The organism is Chelativorans alearensis, assembly GCF_010993735.1.
In the GTDB taxonomy this organism is placed as follows: Bacteria; Pseudomonadota; Alphaproteobacteria; order Rhizobiales; family Rhizobiaceae; genus Chelativorans; species Chelativorans alearense.
In genome coordinates, this window is record NZ_WQNI01000005.1 from 430051 (window position 1) to 447493 (window position 17443).

At 62.2% G+C, this 17443-nt stretch carries 9 protein-coding genes; 1 reads left to right on the forward strand and 8 read right to left on the reverse strand.

Annotated features, from left to right (window positions below):
- Positions 1-2: 2 nt before the first annotated feature.
- The 8 genes from glgB to GPJ75_RS10380 form a co-directional block, all read right to left on the reverse strand.
- The gene (gene glgB, locus GPJ75_RS10345; RefSeq protein WP_163267718.1) at positions 3-2219 is read right to left on the reverse strand and encodes a 1,4-alpha-glucan branching protein GlgB; all 2217 of its coding nucleotides are present in this window, start codon (positions 2217-2219) and stop codon (positions 3-5) included.
- Positions 2216-5560: a maltose alpha-D-glucosyltransferase gene (gene treS / locus GPJ75_RS10350; protein ID WP_163267720.1), complete on the reverse strand. Its 3345-nt coding sequence runs from the start codon at positions 5558-5560 to the stop codon at positions 2216-2218. Before treS ends, glgB begins: the two co-directional genes overlap by 4 nt.
- Positions 5557-7548: an alpha-1,4-glucan--maltose-1-phosphate maltosyltransferase gene (locus GPJ75_RS10355; protein WP_163267722.1), complete on the reverse strand. Its 1992-nt coding sequence runs from the start codon at positions 7546-7548 to the stop codon at positions 5557-5559. The genes treS and GPJ75_RS10355 overlap by 4 nt, the downstream gene beginning before the upstream one ends.
- 358 nt (positions 7549-7906) lie before the next feature.
- Positions 7907-8542, reverse strand: a complete 636-nt coding sequence (locus GPJ75_RS10360) for a DUF1326 domain-containing protein (protein ID WP_163267724.1) — start codon at positions 8540-8542, stop codon at positions 7907-7909.
- 451 nt (positions 8543-8993) lie between these two features.
- Positions 8994-9437 (reverse strand): SRPBCC family protein, encoded by a 444-nt coding sequence (locus GPJ75_RS10365; RefSeq protein WP_163267726.1) that lies wholly within the window; start codon positions 9435-9437, stop codon positions 8994-8996.
- 50 nt (positions 9438-9487) lie between these two features.
- Complete coding sequence (locus GPJ75_RS10370; RefSeq protein ID WP_163267728.1) at positions 9488-9967, reverse strand: VOC family protein; 480 nt, start codon at positions 9965-9967, stop codon at positions 9488-9490.
- Positions 9968-10021: 54 nt separating this feature from the next.
- Positions 10022-10885: an alpha/beta fold hydrolase gene (locus tag GPJ75_RS10375; RefSeq protein WP_163267730.1), complete on the reverse strand. Its 864-nt coding sequence runs from the start codon at positions 10883-10885 to the stop codon at positions 10022-10024.
- Positions 10886-10936: 51 nt separating this feature from the next.
- Positions 10937-11554 carry a dihydrofolate reductase family protein gene (locus tag GPJ75_RS10380; RefSeq protein WP_163267732.1) on the reverse strand — a complete coding sequence of 206 codons (618 nt, stop codon included), beginning with the start codon at positions 11552-11554 and terminating at the stop codon, positions 10937-10939.
- Positions 11555-12569: 1015 nt separating this feature from the next.
- Between GPJ75_RS10380 and GPJ75_RS10385 the strand changes: the two genes are divergently transcribed.
- Positions 12570-17443: DUF6923 family protein (locus GPJ75_RS10385; RefSeq protein WP_163267734.1), on the forward strand; the 4874-nt coding region annotated here is incomplete at its 3' end.

Genomic DNA, 17443 nt, shown 5'->3' on the forward strand with positions numbered 1-17443 from the left:
GCCTATTGATCCCAGCTCAGCACCACCACCCCAAGCGGCGGCAGCCTCAGGGATGCCGAGGCGGGGCGGCCATGCCACGGCTCCTCCACCGCGTTCACCGAGCCGTTGGTGACGCCCGATCCGCCATACTGGGACTGATCGCTGTTGAGGATTTCGCGCCAGCGGCCCGTCCGCGGAAGGCCGATGCGGTAATCCTCCCGCACGACAGGTGTGAAATTGCACGCAACGAGAACAGGCGGAGCATTGCCGGTACCCTTTCGCAAATAAATAAAGACGCTCAGATCCGGATTGGAAGCATCGATCCATTCGAACCCGTCGGATTCGCAGTCCAGTTCGTGCAGCGCCTTGTGGTTCACGTAGATCGCGTTGAGGTCGCGCAAGAGGTCGCACACGCCGCAATGCAGGGCGTCATCGAGATGGTGCCAATCGAGTTGCCAGTCGTGGTTCCACTCGCGCTCCTGCGCGAACTCGCCGCCCATGAACAGGAGCTTCTTGCCAGGGTGCGTCCACATGAAGGCGAGATAGGCGCGCAGATTGGCAAACTTCTGCCAGCGGTCGCCCGGCATGCGGCCGATTAGCGACCCCTTTCCGTAGACCACCTCATCATGGCTCAATGGTAGGATGAAGTTTTCCGAGAACGCATAGTGTAGCCCGAAAGTTATTTGGTCATGATGATGGCGCCGGTGGATCGGGTCGCGGCCGATATAGTCCAGCGTGTCGTGCATCCAGCCCATGTTCCACTTAAAACCGAAGCCCAACCCACCGGCATAGACGGGCCGGGACACGCCGGGAAAGGCCGTCGACTCTTCGGCCGCTGACGTTGCCCCCGAGTGGTGGGAGAACAGAGCGATATTGGTGTCACGCAGGAAGGCGATCGCTTCGAGATTTTCGTTGCCGCCATGGATGTTGGGCTCCCAGTCGCCTGGCTGGCGACTGTAGTCGAGGTAGAGCATCGAGGCGACGGCATCCACGCGCAAGGCATCGACGTGGTACTGATCAAGCCAAAACAGCGCATTGGCCGTCAGGAAGTTTGCAACCTCGCGGCGGCCGAAATTATAAATCAGAGTGTTCCAGTCGCGATGAAAGCCTTTGCGCGGGTCGGCATGCTCGTAGAGCGCGGTGCCGTCGAAATTGACCAGACCATGCGCATCCGAAGGAAAGTGAGCGGGAACCCAGTCGATAATGACACCCAGCTTCTCCTTGTGGCAGCGGTTGACGAACCGTGCGAAGCCGTCGGGGTCGCCGAAGCGGCTGGTCGGTGCATAAAGGCCGATTGGCTGATAGCCCCACGAGCCGGAGAACGGATGCTCGCTGACCGGCATGCATTCGATATGCGTAAAGCCGAGATCCTTGACGTAGGGGACGAGCTGATCGGCCAGATCGTCATAGGTGAGATAGGCGCCATCGTCGCGACGGCGCCATGAGCCGAGGTGAACCTCGTAGATGGAAATAGGTGCGTCGCGGTCGTTTCGGGCGGAACGCTCCTTCATCCAGCCCTCATCCTCCCATGCGTGGGCGGGCAGCCCATCAACCACGGAAGCGGTTGCCGGCGGCACCTCGCATTTGAAGGCAAGCGGATCGGCCTTCGCCGGGAGGATTTCGCCGTGAGCGCCGATGATCTCGAATTTGTAGACCTCGCCGCGGCCAACCCCGGGGACGAAGATTTCCCACACGCCGATGCCGGGATGGAAGCGCATGGGATGGTGGCGGCCATCCCAGACGTTGAAATTGCCGATGACACTGACGCGGCTGGCGTTGGGCGCCCACACGGCAAACCGAGTACCCGCCATCCCATCACAGGTCATTGGGTGCGCGCCCAGTTTCTCGTAGAGGCGCAGGTGACGGCCCTCTCCCAGAAGGTGCCGGTCCAGGTCTCCAAAGGTGCTAGGGAAGCGGTAGGCGTCCTCCTCCTCCCAGACGTCATCGCCACGGGAAAAGCGCAGCCGGTAACGCGGCGGAGACTTATGTTTCGACAGAAGCCCTTCAAAGAATCCGCGTGCGTGGCGCCGCAGCAGTTTTGTCAGCGTCCTGCCGCTTTCAGGATCGATCGCCTCGGCGGTTTCGGCATGCGGGTGCAGGACGCGCAACACGGTGCCGGCTGGACTTGCGTGCGGCCCGAGGACGGAGAACGGATCGCCGTGTCGTCCCGCCACGAGCGCGGCGATGGCATGCTGATCATCGAGGCGCCATGATTCCACCGCGTCCGCAGGGGATGTCATGCCACACCTCCATCGATCAGGTCGAGGATACCCTGGATTGGGATACCTACCCAGTCCGGACGGTTGGAAAGCTCGTAATTGATCTCGTAGAAGCCTTTCTGCAGCAAGAACAGCTCGAGCAGCGCCAGCCGCGTATCAGCATCCTCGGGCAAATTCTGCGCGTCGGCAGCCGCCGGGAAGTAGGCCGCGAGGAACTCCTCGGCCATGCGGTCGCGCCAGTGCCGCGCAATGGCGGCGCTGTCGCGCGCCTGGTCAGGCAGCCGCGAGGCGACCTGCCGTACAGCCGCCCAGGCGGCGTAGTCGAATGAGCGCAACATCCCCGCCACATCTCGCAGCGGCGAGCTTTTCCGGCGTCGCTCGGCTAGGGTGCGCCTCGGCTCGCCCTCGAAATCGATGATGAAGAGGTCCTGCTCCGAGACGAGGACTTGACCCAGATGGTAGTCTCCATGGATACGAGACTTCTTGCCCGACGGCGCAATTCCTGCCAGCACCGCCAGCCTGCGATCGATCTCTGGATCAAGCGCTGTCAACCGCTCAGCCCTCTCTCTCGCTGCGGGCGAAAGGGCTGCCATCGCGCGCTGGATCCCGGCACGCGCGGCCGCCACCTGCGCACGCGCGTCCTCCAGCCACTCCTCGATATCTGCGCGGTCGACCGGTTCACAGCGGAACGCCTGCCGATCTGTATCGACAGCAAACGCCGCATGCATCTGGCCAGTGCGCTCGCCGAGCCGCCGGAGAAGATCGAGCGGATAAGTGAGGGAGTCCGAGACCACTTCGGGCGGCACATCGGTTTGCGCCGCGGACGCCGCCGGCACGACCGGCGGGGCAAGGAATTCGTCCTCGATGCGCCGTTCGAGTGCATGGACGAACACGCTCCAGGCGTCTCCCTGGTTCTCGACAAAGGCAGAAACGCTGGCAAGGATTGTCCGCTCGCCGCCCTCCTCATCATACTCGACCATTCCCAGAAAAGCCGGCGTATTGGCAAAGCCCGCCTCTTCCGTCAGGAACCGTGCCACCTCGACCTCGGGCTGGTCGCCGGGGCGAAGCCTGCGGAAGATCTTCAAGAGCGCCTGCCGGCCAAAGGCGACCGACACATTGCTCTGCTCGCCCATCAAAGTGGTCGGCGGTTCGGAGAACGTCATGACCTGCAGGCGTTCATTGCCGTAAAACCGCAAAACGCCCCCGGCGGCCGGATGTTCGCGGTTTTCCTGCATGGCCTGCATGATCTCGGTGGCGAAGCGATCGTCATAAGAGCCGTCGATAAGCGCACCTAGCTGCGGACCCCGCCGCACGCGAGCGAGCGTGGCCGAGAGCTTGGGCGCTCCAAACTGCACGTTCTCCTCGCCCCAGAGCACGGTCAGCGGCAACAAATAGCGTTGGCTGCCGTCCGGCAAATCGAAGTCGACCAGAGCGAGAAGTCCCGCTTCGTCCCCCAGCTGTGCAAGCTCGTTCACCGCGACCGAACGCATCTCTTCGCCCTTGGCGCCAAACCAGCGCTGGCGCTGCATGAACTGGGGCAGCACATCCTGCGCGAGTTGATGCCCCTCGCGGCCGGTAAGCGCACGTTCAAGGCGCCCGCCGATCAGTGTCAGTGTGATGAATTCGGGAAGAGGCTCGGGAATGTCGTCGTGCCACGCAGGCGCCTGAGCCTCGCTCGCCAACAGGAACCAGAAGGCACCATAACTCGACAGCGTGAGCATATAGGGAAGGTCGCCGATGGGCGGAAAAGGTGACTGGCTGATAAGCTCGATGGGGACGCAGGCGCGATATCTGGACAGGTCGAGCTCCACCGCCTGGGCAGAGCGCGAGAGGTTCACCACACACAGAATGGTCTCCTCGCCGTCGCTGCGCGTATAGGCGAGGATGCGCCTATTTCTCGGGTAAAGCATCGTGAAGTCGCCGTGCCCGAAGGCTCGGTGCTGCTTGCGCACGGCAACCATGCGGCGAACCCAGTTGAGGAGCGACGACGGATCCGCCTCCTGGGCCTCTACATTGATTGTCTGGTATCCGTAGAGCGGGTCCATGATCGGAGGCAGGTAAAGCATCTGCGGATTGGCACGGGAAAAGCCGCCATTGCGGTCCATCGACCACTGCATGGGCGTACGCACGCCGTCGCGGTCGCCGAGATAGATGTTGTCGCCCATACCGAGCTCATCGCCGTAGTAGATGACCGGCGTCCCAGGCATGGACAGAAGCAGCGCGTTCATCAGTTCCATCTTGCGCCGGTCATTCTGCATGAGCGGCGCAAGGCGGCGGCGGATGCCGAGATTGATGCGGGCGCGCATGTCGTCGGCGTAGGTGTGCCAGAGATAGTCACGCTCGCGATCGGTCACCATCTCCAGGGTCAGCTCGTCATGGTTGCGCAGGAAAATGGCCCATTGGCAGGACTCCGGGATTTCCGGCGTCTGGCGCATGATGTCCGAGATCGGATGCCGATCCTCTTGCGCCAGTGCCATGTAGATGCGCGGCATCAGGGGGAAGTGAAAGGCCATGTGGCATTCGTCGCCATCGCCGAAATAGGGCCGCGTGTCCTCCGGCCACTGGTTGGCTTCGGCAAGCAGCATCCGGTCGGGATAGCGCTCGTCCAGCGCCGTGCGGATTTTTTTCAGGACCTCGTGGGTCTCGGGCAGGTTTTCGTTGTTGGTGCCGTCGCGTTCGACCAGATAGGGAATGGCGTCGAGCCGCAGCCCGTCGACACCAGTGTCGAGCCAGAAGTGCATCACCTTGATGACCTCTTCCAGCACGCGCGGGTTGTCGAAGTTGAGGTCGGGCTGGTGGGAATAGAATCGATGCCAGAAGAACTGACCGGCAACGGGATCCCAGGTCCAGTTGGACGTCTCGGTATCGAGGAAGATGATGCGAGTTTCGGGATAGCGCTCGTCGTCGTCGTTCCACACATAGAAATTGCGCGCTGCAGATCCCTTCTTCGCTTGCCGCGCACGTTGGAACCACGGGTGCTGATCGGAGGTATGGTTGATGACGAGCTCGGTAATCACGCTGATTCCGCGCCGATGCGCTTCGGCGACGAAGCGTCGAAAATCGCGCATGGTGCCGTATGAGGGATTGATGGCGCGGTAGTCGGCGATGTCGTAGCCGTCGTCGCGCAGCGGCGAGGGATAGAAGGGCAGGATCCAGATCGCGTTCACGCCCAGCCGCTCGATGTAGTCGAGCCGCTGCAGCAGGCCGTTGAAATCGCCTATGCCGTCGCCGTTGGAGTCATGAAACGCCTTGATGTGAAGCTGATAGATGATCGCGTCCTTGTACCAGTCGGACTGATGTGGGCCCGCCAAGAGCCTGCCTGCGTGCCCGGGCGGCGCCACGACACTGTCTAAGGTGTTCATCGGCTCCCCCCCGGCGCGATCAGCCGCCAGGCCATGAATGGTCGCTGATGTGGATCGAGGAACATATGCTGGACTTTGCCGGTCCAGGCGAAAGGCTGACCGGTAACGAGATCGTCGGCCTCGATCGTTGCGTCGTCGGGAAGCCCGAATTCCCACAGCGGCACCTCGAATGGAGCCTCCTGCGGGTGGTATGGGTCGAGATTGACGGCGAGTAGAAGGAAATTGGACAGGTCATCCGTGAACTTGCCATAGTAAAGGATGGCGTCGTTCCAGGCGTTGTAGAAGTTCAGGTTGGTAAACTGGCGCAGCGCCGGATTCTCGCGGCGCAACCGGTTGATAAAGGCGACGTCTGCCTTGATGTTGCCCGGCCGATCCCAGTCCCAAGCGCGGATCTCGTATTTCTCGGAGTTTAGATATTCCTCCCGTCCGGGCAGCGCCTCGGCCTCACAAAGCTCGAAACCATTGTAGATGCCATAGTTGGCACCGAGTGTGGCGGCAAGAAACAGCCGCACCTGAAAGCCTGGCCGGCCACTTGTCTGAAGATAGTGAGGATTGATGTCCGGCGTGTTCACGAAGAAGTTCGGCCGCATATAGTAGCGGCAGTCGGCGCGCGTGAGCTCGGTGAGATACTCGGTTAGCTCCTGCTTGGAGTTGCGCCAGGTGAAGTAGGAATACGACTGATTGAAGCCGACCTTGGCGAGCCTCTTCATCATCTTCGGTCGCGTGAACGCTTCGGCAAGGAAGATGACACCTGGATCCACGCGCCGCACCTCCGCGATCATCCACTCCCAGAAGGGCAGAGGCTTGGTGTGCGGATTGTCGACCCGGAAAATGCGCACGCCCTTATCCAGCCAGAAAAGAACAATGTCGCGCAGCGCGTGCCACAGGCCGGGGATCGCATCGCGGTAGAAATGAACGTTGACGATGTCCTCGTACTTCTTGGGCGGGTTCTCGGCGAATTTGATAGTGCCGTCCGGCCGCCAGTCAAACCACTCGGGGTGCTCCTTGATCCACGGATGGTCAGGTGAGCACTGGATGGCGAAATCGAGGGCAATCTCCAACCCGTGGTCGGCGGCCGCTTTCACGAGCCTTTCGAATTCCTCGAAACCGCCGAGCGCGGGGTGTATGGCGTCGTGTCCGCCCACCTCAGAGCCGATGGCGTAGGGGCTGCCAGGATCGTTGCGCTCCGCAATCAAGCTGTTGTTGCGGCCCTTGCGATTAGTGTGCCCGATCGGGTGGATTGGCGGGAAGTAGAGGACATCGAAGCCCATGTCACGGACGTAAGGAAGCCGCTCGATGACATCGTCGAAGGTGCCGTGCACATCCGCCCTGCCCGACTGCGAGCGCGGCATCAGCTCGTACCAAGCGGAAAAGCCCGCACGTTCACGATCCACGAACACCGGAAAGATGGTGTCGCCGTGTGTCAGGTTTGCCCGCACGCCGAGCCGCCGCATCAAGATCGCCATCTCGTCGCTGATCAAGACTGCGAGCACATCACGCTTTGCCGGTGAGGATTCGATTTCAGTACACAGCACCTCAAGTGCTGCGCGATCGTTCCGCGATCCAGCAGCGTCGGTGAGCGCCTTCTCGACGAGAAGCTGTCCCTCCCGCAGGTCAAGCGAAAGGTCCTGGCCCGCGTCGTGCTTCTTGATCACATCCGCCCGCCATGTGGCGAAGAGGTCGCGCCAGGCGCAGATGCTGAACTCGTGGTGTCCGATTTCGTCAAAGGTGATGGTCGCGCGCCAACGGTCGTTGACCAGCAGACGCATTGGCATCTCGTTCCAGGACGTCTCCCCCTGGCGGCGGTAGAGCACCACCGCCGCGATTGCCTCGTGTCCATCGCAAAAGATGTCGGCTTCGACCCGGAAGCGCTCGCCGACGATCGCCTTTGCAGCGAAGCGACCTCTCTCGATTGCCGGCTCCACCGCCTCTATCGCGATACGGCTCGCAGCTAGTTCCTGAAGGAGTGCGTGCCCCGGACGATCCATTCTCGAATTCTCTCAACGGGAACTCTCTGACCGTCCAACGCGAAGTCTATACTGCTGGTTCCCTTCCCGGTGAACCATCCTCCTTGCAAAGGGGCCACGATTGCCATTGGCAAACCAATGTCGCGGGCCTGGTCAAGAGGCCTTTCGCGATACTTGGTGGGAACGGGTCGGCCCCTAAGATCGGCCGGGAAGGCAAGAAGCGCTTGGCATGGAGCCTGCCGCAGGCGAGGCGCCGCCCATGCCAAGCATCGCCATCTCGCCAGCGACCCAGGCGACTGCGGACAGCAGGCCAAATACTGCCCCGATGACCGCCGGGTCACGGCGCAAGACGGTCGCGGGTGCGCTGACGCCCATCGGATCAGTGCACGACACCGCTGCCCGTCATGTGCAGCTTTGCGAAATGCGCATGCGAGTCCTCTAGGGTAAGTGCAACGGGTCCCTTGGTGGAACCCCAGCCCCGGCCGGCTTCGCAGACATCGTACTCGAAGCCATGCGGCAGATTGATGCGCGCGCGGTGTTCCTCACCCGTCACCGGGTTGCGGATCGGCTCGCCGCGCGCCTCAACCCAGCCGGGAACGTTCACACGCGCCGTACGGGCACCAGGATCGACTGTGAAATCGATCTCGGAAAAGACCGGATCATGGACCTTTTCGAACGTCGTCGAGAACACCTGGAAGAAGGTGGCTCCCGGCTCGGTATCCAGTCCGCTCATAATGCGCAGCAATGCTTCGCGTTGCGGCTCCGTCGCACGCTCGTCGACGATCGGAATCGCCTCGCCGCCGCCCTCGTGTATGGCTCCCGGCCACCGCACGATGATGCCAATTCTCATCCCATCAAGGTTGGTCTCGCCGTGATGGCCTTCATCGATCTCCACAAATCCCACGGCCTCACAATTGCCGTGGGTCGGACGGGCGTTGAACTGGCATGGACACCCATATGCGCAATTGCAGTGAATGAATTCGCGGCCTTTGATCTCCCATTCCGTATCGGCCATTTCTTCCTCCCTTCTGCATTCTTGCTGGAAAAACAGCCTTGTGATGAACTTTACATTTTACCACTTCCAAGAATGCGGTTCGATTGCATTGAAAGGAGTAGAAATCCACCAAGATGATAGGCGCACGCCTCATGCGCCTGTCGCCGGGCATCCAGCGTTCCTTGCTTTCGTTGTTCAGAACTGGACCCGAGCGAACACGCGATCCTCGATGACACGCTTGCGCGCCGCAACGAACTAGTTGGGACACGGGGGCACAGGCTGCAGGACGCTCATTGCTGCGGATACACGCGGTGCATCGCCAGCCACGCTGACGACCACCGCGTGATATCAACGGGCACCGCCCCCCAGACGCGTTCGATCGGCGCGGCGATGGTGGTGGCGATGGTGATCTGCTGATTTATCTCTTTTTGGTTTCCCTGTTATCGCAGTTGGATGAGATTGCGTCGACGGTTCATTGCGTAATCTCGGGCTCGACGAGTTTGGCAAGCTTGCGCAGCGACTCTTGCCAACCGAGATAACCTGCCTCGACAGGGATCAGATCGGGCACGTTCTCCTGAACCACCGTCATCTCCGTTCCGACGGAAACGGCCCTCAGCGTAACGGTCACTTTCATCTCGCCCGGAAGGTTCGGATCATCGAACACATCGCTGTAGACAAGCATCTCGCCGGGAACAAGTTTCAGATAGGTACCGCCGAAGGAATGGCTTTGCCCGGTCGTGAAGTTTCGGAAGGACATTCTGTGCTTGCCGCCTTCCTTGGCCTCAAGCTCATGGACCGTACAGGTGAAACCGAAGGGTGGGAGCCAGCTCGCAACCGCGTCAGGTTCCAGAAATGCGCGGTAGACCTTTTCGGGCCTGGCGGCGAAGACCCGGTGCAGTTTAACGGTGTTGGGCATGATCATCTCCGTTCATTGAGCGTACCAAGGCGTGGTTGCCTTGGGCCGGGTTAACCTGCTGCTGCGGCTTCCAGCGCCGCGATATCAATCTTCTTCATCGTCATCATCGCCTCCATCGCGCGCTTGGCCTTGGCGCGGTCGGGATCGGTCGTCAGGTCCATGAGCCGCTTCGGCGTGATCTGCCAGGAGAAGCCCCACCGGTCCCTACACCAGCCGCAGGCGCTCTCGGCGCCGCCGTTTCCGACTATGGCGTTCCAGTAGCGGTCGGTCTCTTCCTGATCTTCGGTCAACACCATGAAGCTGACGGATTCGTTCGCCTTGAAATTCGGGCCGCCGTTCAGGCCAAGGAACGACTGGCCAAGCACTGTGAACTCGACGGTCAGCTCACTGCCTTCCTTGCCGCCAGGGTAGTCGGATGCGGCCGCATTCACCCGATCCACATGACTGCCAGGAAAGGTGGCGGCATAGAACTCCGCCGCCTTGCGTGCTTCGCCGTGGTCGAACCACAGGCAGTTCACGAGTTTGGTCATATCTAATCTCCTCGGTTCTTGGGGGTTATGTGCTTGCGCCGCGCCTGCGAGATTTCAGTCAAACCAGCCTTTGGGCACCTCGCCGGCCAGAAACGGTCCGATGAAAGCCATCATCAGATCGACCTGGCCGATCAGCGCAGTGTGGGACGTGGCCGGCAGGATTGCGAGCCGCGAGGCGGGGAGCGGTTCGCCCGTGTCGCCCATAATGCCGCCCCCGAGCAGCCGGAACATCTCGACATTGTGCTCGAGCGTCGACCCGTCGGCGTCGCCCGCGATGATCAGCACCGGCGTCTCCAACGCCGCCACCTCCTCGCCCCAGGCCAGCGGTGCGTTTTCGAGTGCGATCAGCTTCTCGGCCAGTGCAGGGAAGCCTTCCGGATTGGGGGCGAGCGCCTTGTACTCCTCGGCCAGCGGCATTGCCGTGAACATCTCGACCGTCCATTGCGGGATGAGTTCGCGGAATGCCGGCTGCCAACCCTGGAAGTCGTACACTCCGGAGGCGAAGATCAGCTGATCCACCTTCTCGGGGAAGTCGATGGCCAACCTGAGCCCAGTGATCGCGCCCATCGAATAGCCGAAAACGTCTGCCTTCTCGATCTCGACTGCCTCCATGAACGCCGCGACGTCACCCGCAAGGTTAGGGTAGGTGATCGGCCTGTCGATATCCGTGGTGCGGCCGTGGCCCTGGAGCTCCAGCGCGTAGACGCGGTGCGTCTCGGCCAGCCGCCCGACGATCTCGCCCATGCTGGGGATATTCATGAAGCCGCCATGCAGCACGATCATCGGCTCGCCCTCGCCGGAGACCTCGTAGTACATCTGCATGCCATTGATCTCGACCCGGTTGCCTTCTGGCACCTCCTGGGCGAAAACGACGCTGGCTGCGAAGAGCGCAGCCACGGTCAGTATAATGCGTAGCATCGTGTTTACTCCTTATACCTGCTGCGCAGGCCCCGATTCCTTGCGGTGCTTTCAGGCCGGCGGCTCTGCAAAGGATCCCGTCCGCAGCGATCCAACGGGCCGATAAGTGTTCATAAGCGCGCCCGAAGACGCGGCCTTCGTGCTGACGAGAGCGAGTTCGCGCGGGTCAGCACTGTCCGAAAAGAAGCGTTTGCCCCGGCCGAGCAGGACCGGGTAGACGACCAGCAGAACCTCGTCGACCAGTCCTTGCTCGAGCAGCACTGGCGTCAGCGTCGAGCTTCCCCAGACGATCAGGTCAGGGCCGTCCTTTGACTTGACGCCGCGAACGCCCGCTATCATGTCCGCGCCAAGGTCCTCGACGGGACCCCATCCGAGGCTGTCCGGTCTATGGGTCGCGACGTATTTCGTTGCGGCGTTCAAACTATCCGCCATCGGACTGCTCTCGGCTTTTGGCCAATAGCCGCTCCAGATATCGTAGGTGCGGCGGCCAAGCAGTAGATCGAAGGCCTTGCCGTGAGCTGCAACGACGGCCTCTCCCACGGCCGGATCGGAATGCGGCACGATCCAGCCACCATGTTCGAAGTCACCGTCCCTGTCTTCGTTCGGCCCGCCGGGGGCTTGGATCACGCCGTCCAGCGAGATGTGTTCGATGATCCTGATCTTTCTCATGGGTCTTCCAGCTGTACTCATCGCTTCGTATCCCGAGGACGAACAAGTGGCGCGTTTCCCGACAACCGACCTCGTTTTGTTTAGCCACGGGATTTCGCGGCCCGAAGCCGGCCCTCGCCGTCGAAACCCACGAGAACTGGCTCGAGGCCAACCGCTACAATTTGATGAAATTGACGCACACACCCGAAATCAGATCAATTGACGCCAGCGCAGTCAGCGGAAGACCGAAATCTGCCGTTTAAGCGGACACTGCGCCGGCACGCGGCTGGACGTGTTGTCCCCTCGCCCGGCTGCCGCACGATCTAGGTCAGCAGAAGCAAACAGGCCGCAACGAATATGCGGAAGCCGCTCGCTGCGGCAGGCTCGGTGCTATGTGGGGAGCGCGTTTGGGCCTCCATCTGCACCGCCTGGGGGCCTTTGGAACCGAGCTGAAATGCCAAAAGGGGCGAATAAGGCAAGGCTCCACCAGCACCCCGCGGCTTCCTCCTTGGGACATTCGATGTCGATCCCAGCCGAACCTCGCGCCGCGGCCGCATCGAAAAGCACGTCTTGCCACACGACCCGCCGAACGTATTTTCCAGAAGAGATAGCGGGTGTGCGGGAGTTTGTATCCGATCCGCAATATTGCATATGCATGCATAACTATTTTCGGCGTTTTCTGAAAAAACCGGGATTCTGTGAAATACAGTCTTCAAAAAGCTATGCCCCTTGAAGGTATCATAATTGTCCGGGGTGGGCAGCTTCTGCTGAAGCATTGATGCAGTGCGTTGGATTCTGAGGGGAATCTGGCCCAATGCTTGGGCAGCACAGAATTTTGCTGCGCAAGACACCCGTCTGGACTGTTCGCATACGAGGGGCGTCCATACGCATGCGGGTTTTGGTTTCCATAGCGGCGCGTCTTTCCCGGCATCTTCCGAGCGTAGCAGCGAGGATTGTTGCCGCGTGCGCCCTGCTGGCAGGGTCGAACTCCGACGCTGAAGCGCAGGCGCAGCCCGCCTTCACTTGCGATTCGACCATGTATCTTTCGTTGGGCTTCAACCCGTCGCAGCTTATCAGTGTCGACACGAGCACCAACCCATTCGGCTTCGATAATACCATCGGCACGAATTCCCCGGGCTATAACGGGATAGGCTTCGACCCGAACACCAACTATATCTACGCCGCCCGGTGGGACAGCAACACGAGCAGACAGCGCCTCCTGCGGATCGGCGCGGACGGCTCCGTGCGGGACATGGGGGAAATCCTCGGGGGCGGAATCAATGTAGGCGACGCCCGGGCGATTTTCGCAACGGGCGTGGTTGGCGCGGACGGCTTTCTCTACGTCAAGCACAACGGCGGCACTACAAGCGACGGGATGTGGCGGATCAACCTGAGCACCCGTAGCGCCACCCGCATAGACTTCAATCCTCCACAGACTATCGCTTCAGCGGACTGGGCCTGGCACAACAATCTCCTTTACGCTCATGATCACGTCAACGATCGTCTCTATACGGTTGATCCCAATACCGGTGATGTGAGCATCATCGGGGCTTCGAACACCGGCGGTGCCTTCGGGTCGATGATCAGCGCCACCAACGGCATTTTTGGCCGTGACAATGGTGGCGGATTCTACCAATTCGATACCGTGACGGGTGAAGCGACGCTCATCTCCGAGTCGCCGACGGGCGGCGGTGACGGCGCCAAGTGCCCCACGACGGCGGTAGAACTCGACGCCGACCTCGAAATCACCAAGGACGACGATTCCCAATCTTATAATCGCGGCGGCGAGGTCGTCTACACGATCGTGGTCAGCAACAACGGCCCCTTCGGCGTGCAGAATGCACGCGTCAACGACGCGCTTCCCCAAGGCATTACCGACGCCGAATGGACCTGCGGCAGCGCGACGAATGGCGCGGTCTGCGCGGCCAGCGGCACCGGCGGCATTGATGTGCCGGTAAACCTGCCCGCCAACTCCTCGGTCACCTTCACCCTGACCATGCAAGTGCCGCTGAGCTTCACCGGCGAACTCACCAACGCGGCCACGGTGACGAATCCCGTGGGCTTCCCGGACCCGACCCCGAGCAACAACACGGATTCCGACTCCGACCTTGCGGCTCCCCTCCTGACCCTCGAAAAGGACCTGGTGACCGATGACGGCGGCACCGCCACGCTCGCCGATTTCACGCTGAGCGCCGACGGGCCGGTGACCATTTCCGGCACGAGCGGCAGCCCCGACGTGACGAATACGGCCGTGCCGGCAGGCTCCTACGTGCTGAGCGAGACAAATCAGCCTGGCTATACGGCCAGCGACTATGTCTGCTCCATCAACGGCGGCGCGCCGATTTCCGGCAACTCAATCACGCTCGCCAACGAGCAGACCGCCGTATGCACCGTCACCAACGACGACGAGCCGGCCACGCTGACGCTGCGCAAGACGCTCGTCAACAATGACGGCGGCATCGCCGAGGTGGAGGACTTCGCCCTCACGGCAAGAGGCCCCATCAACCTGTCCGGCGCGACGGGCGACCCGTCGGTCACCGGCGCCAACGTGCCGGCGGGCAGCTATACGCTCGATGAAACCGGTCCCGCCGGCTACACCGCCGGCACCTACCGCTGCGCCATCGACGGCAGCGCACCGGTGGCCAGCAACTCCCTTGATCTGGGCAGTGGGCAGAGCGCGGTCTGCACCATCACCAACGACGATATCCCGCCCGACGTGTCGATTGCCAAGGCGCTGGTCGATGAGAGCATCGCCGGCGACTTTTTTCCGCAGAACGGCGAGGTGCTCACCTACGAGATCACGCTCACCAACACGGGCGGCACGGCGTCGGACTACGAACTCCTCGATATCCTCGACGACAACGTCATCTTCATGAGCGCCTCCCACGGCGGCTCGCTCGCCGGCAACGAAGTGCAATGGATGCTGACAGTGCCGGCCCAGGACAGGGTAACGCCGGGCACGCTGGTGCTCGAGGTGGTGACGCAGGTCATCGACCCCCTGCCGCCCGGCGAGGAGGTGGTGAACAGCGCCAAGACGCTCGTCGAGCCACCCCCGCCCTGCCCATCGGCGCAATGCGTGGTGATCCCGCCGCCGCCCTTTGTGGAAAGCGAGAAGGAGCTCTTCGCCGAGGACGGCTCGACCACCAACGTGGCCGAGCCGGGTGAGCAGCTCACCTACCAGATCACGCTGCGTAACCTTGGCAGCACCACCTCGGACTACGACCATCGTGATGTGCTCGACCCGAACACGATCTTTGTCTCGGCCGACAATGGCGGTGCGCATACAGGCGGCAGCCCCGGCGGCCAGGTGGACTGGACGGACCTGACGGTACCGGGCGGAACGCCCGGCACCCTCACACTGCAGGTGGTGGTGGAGGTGCTGGATCCGATTCCCGCGGGTGTGTCGCGCCTCACCAATGTCGCCTACAATCCGACGAAGCCGGAACCCGACTGCCCGGCGCCAGAATGCGTTGTCACCCTAGTGCCGGGGGTCGTCGACAAGGAGAAGGTGCTCGTCGACGAGGACGGCTCGCGCACCGGCATGGCCGAGCCCGGCGAGCAACTCACCTATGAGATCACCCTTACGAACACGGGCGGTCCGGTAACCGGCTACGGAATTGAGGACCGGCTCGATCCCAATACCACCTTCGTCTCGGCCGATAACGGCGGCACGGAAAGCGGCGGCACGGTGGAATGGAGCGGACTTTCCATCGACGCGCACGACGGAACAAATCCGGGCGTTCTGGTACTGACCGTTGTGGTGGAGGTCAACGACCCGCTACCGCCAGGCGTGGTGAAACTCACCAACATCGCCGCAGAGCCGGGCGAGACTGTGGATTGTCAGGAAACGCCGCAGCAATGCCCGACCATACAGACGGTCTCACAGATCACCAAAGTGAAGGAGCTGGGTGGCGAAAGCGGCACCATGGACGACATTGCCGAGCCAGGAGAGACCCTTACCTACCGCATCACGATGACCAACGAGGGCGGTGCCGACCCGGCTTACACGATTGAAGACCTGCTCGACCTCAACACGACCTTCACCGGCGCCAACAACGGTGGCCAGCTCATGGGCGACTATGTGTCCTGGACACTCGCTGTGCCCGCCCATGATGGCACCGATCCCGGCACGCGGGTGGTCGAGCTGACGGTGAGGGTGGATAATCCGCTGGCGTCTGGCGTGACTCGACTTGCTAACATCGCCCGCGAGCCCGGCGAGGTTATCGACTGCGACGCAACGCCGACGCCGCCCGAATGCGTCGTCACCCAGACCGGGCCGAACGTCGGCTTTGAGAAGCAGCTTGTCGGTGAGAGCGGCGACACCGACGGCGTCGCGGAAGCGGGCGAGGAACTGACCTACGAGATCACACTCACCAATACGGGTGGCGTGGAGCATTCCGACTACAGCCTGATCGACGAATACGGCTCCAATGTCAGCGTCGTCGACGCCGATGGCGGCACCGACGAGGGCAGCTGGATCCGCTGGAGCGGCCTGACAGTGCCACCGCAGACCGGTAGCACGCCCGGCACGCTGGTGCTGACAGTGGTGACACGGGTCGACGATCCTCTGCCACCGGGCGTCACGCGGCTCCGCAACATCGTCAAGCGCGATCCCGCGGACCCCGAACCCGAATGTCCCTCGGCGCAATGCGTCGAAATCACCGCCAACCCGAGCATCACGCCGGCCAAGCGGCTGGTGGCGGAGGGTGGCGCGACGGAAGGGGTAGCAGAACCGGGCGAGCAGCTCACCTACGGGATCACCCTGACGAACGAGGCCAGCGCGACCGATAGCTACGCGATCAACGATGTTCTCGACCCGAACATGGTGTTCGTCTCAGCGGACAACGGCGGGGTGCATTCGGGCGGCAGCCCGGACGGCGGCGTCGTGGAGTGGTCGGGACTCAAGGTGCCCAACCATGACGGGACGAACCCAGGGACGCTCGTGCTCACGACCGTGGTCGAGGTGATCGACCCGCTGCCCGACGACGTGGTCTGGCTCAAGAATATCGTTCGAGTGCCTGGAGGGCCGGTTCCCGAATGCCCATCGGACCAATGCGTGGTGCTCGAGTCGCAACAGCCGAAGCTCACGCTCCTTAAGGAGGGCGTCTACGGGGACACGAACGGCGACGGTGTGGCCAGCGACGGCGACACGATCCGCTACACCTTTACGGTAAAGAACGAGGGCAACGTACCGCTGTCGGAGGTAACGCCGCACGATGACGGCCCGACATTCAACAGCCAGAGCGGGATGGGCAGCCTGTCAAGCTTCACGCCGTCGAATGTGACGCTTGCGCCCGGCGAGGAGCAGGCCTTTGCCGCTACCTACCCGCTGAGCCAGTCCGACATCGACAACGGCGCTGGCGTGGAGGACGGCGTCGAGAACCGGGCGACGGCGATCGGCTACGCCAACGGCACTGCCGTCACCGGCCTGGCGGTGGAATCGGACGAGAGCATCTCGGTGCTGGCGCTGCCGGCCGCCGCCAACGACATCTCGGTGGCCAAGATCGCCAATCTGCGCCAAATCCGGCGCGGCGAACAGGCGCCGTTCACCATCCGGGTGACCAACCATGCCGGCTCGCGGACGGACGGGATCACGATCACCGACACCATCCCGTCGGGCTTCCGCTATGTGGAGGGCTCGGCGACGCTGAACGGCGAGACCGTGGAGCCTGAAGTTTCCGGCCGTGCCGTGCGCTTCGAGGACCTGTCTCTTGCGGGCAACGGCGAGATCGAGATCCGTCTGCGGATGCTGGCCTTGAGCTCGGCGGGCCCTGGCGAGCATGTGAACCGGGCCAAGGCGACGGACGCGAGCGGGACCATGCTGGCGCCGGAGGCGCGGGCGGTCGTGGAGATCCTGGCCGAGCCGGTGTTCGACTGCGGCGACATCGTCGGCAAGGTGTTCGACGACGT

Coding starts and splice junctions, on each gene's coding strand:
- GPJ75_RS10375 (WP_163267730.1), bottom strand. CDS start 10,885: ATGCTACGCATTATACTGACCGTGGCTGCGCTCTTCGCAGCCAGCGTC.
- GPJ75_RS10365 (WP_163267726.1), bottom strand. CDS start 9,437: ATGCCCAACACCGTTAAACTGCACCGGGTCTTCGCCGCCAGGCCCGAA.
- treS (WP_163267720.1), bottom strand. CDS start 5,560: ATGAACACCTTAGACAGTGTCGTGGCGCCGCCCGGGCACGCAGGCAGG.
- glgB (WP_163267718.1), bottom strand. CDS start 2,219: ATGACATCCCCTGCGGACGCGGTGGAATCATGGCGCCTCGATGATCAG.
- GPJ75_RS10360 (WP_163267724.1), bottom strand. CDS start 8,542: ATGGCCGATACGGAATGGGAGATCAAAGGCCGCGAATTCATTCACTGC.
- GPJ75_RS10355 (WP_163267722.1), bottom strand. CDS start 7,548: ATGGATCGTCCGGGGCACGCACTCCTTCAGGAACTAGCTGCGAGCCGT.
- GPJ75_RS10380 (WP_163267732.1), bottom strand. CDS start 11,554: ATGAGAAAGATCAGGATCATCGAACACATCTCGCTGGACGGCGTGATC.
- GPJ75_RS10370 (WP_163267728.1), bottom strand. CDS start 9,967: ATGACCAAACTCGTGAACTGCCTGTGGTTCGACCACGGCGAAGCACGC.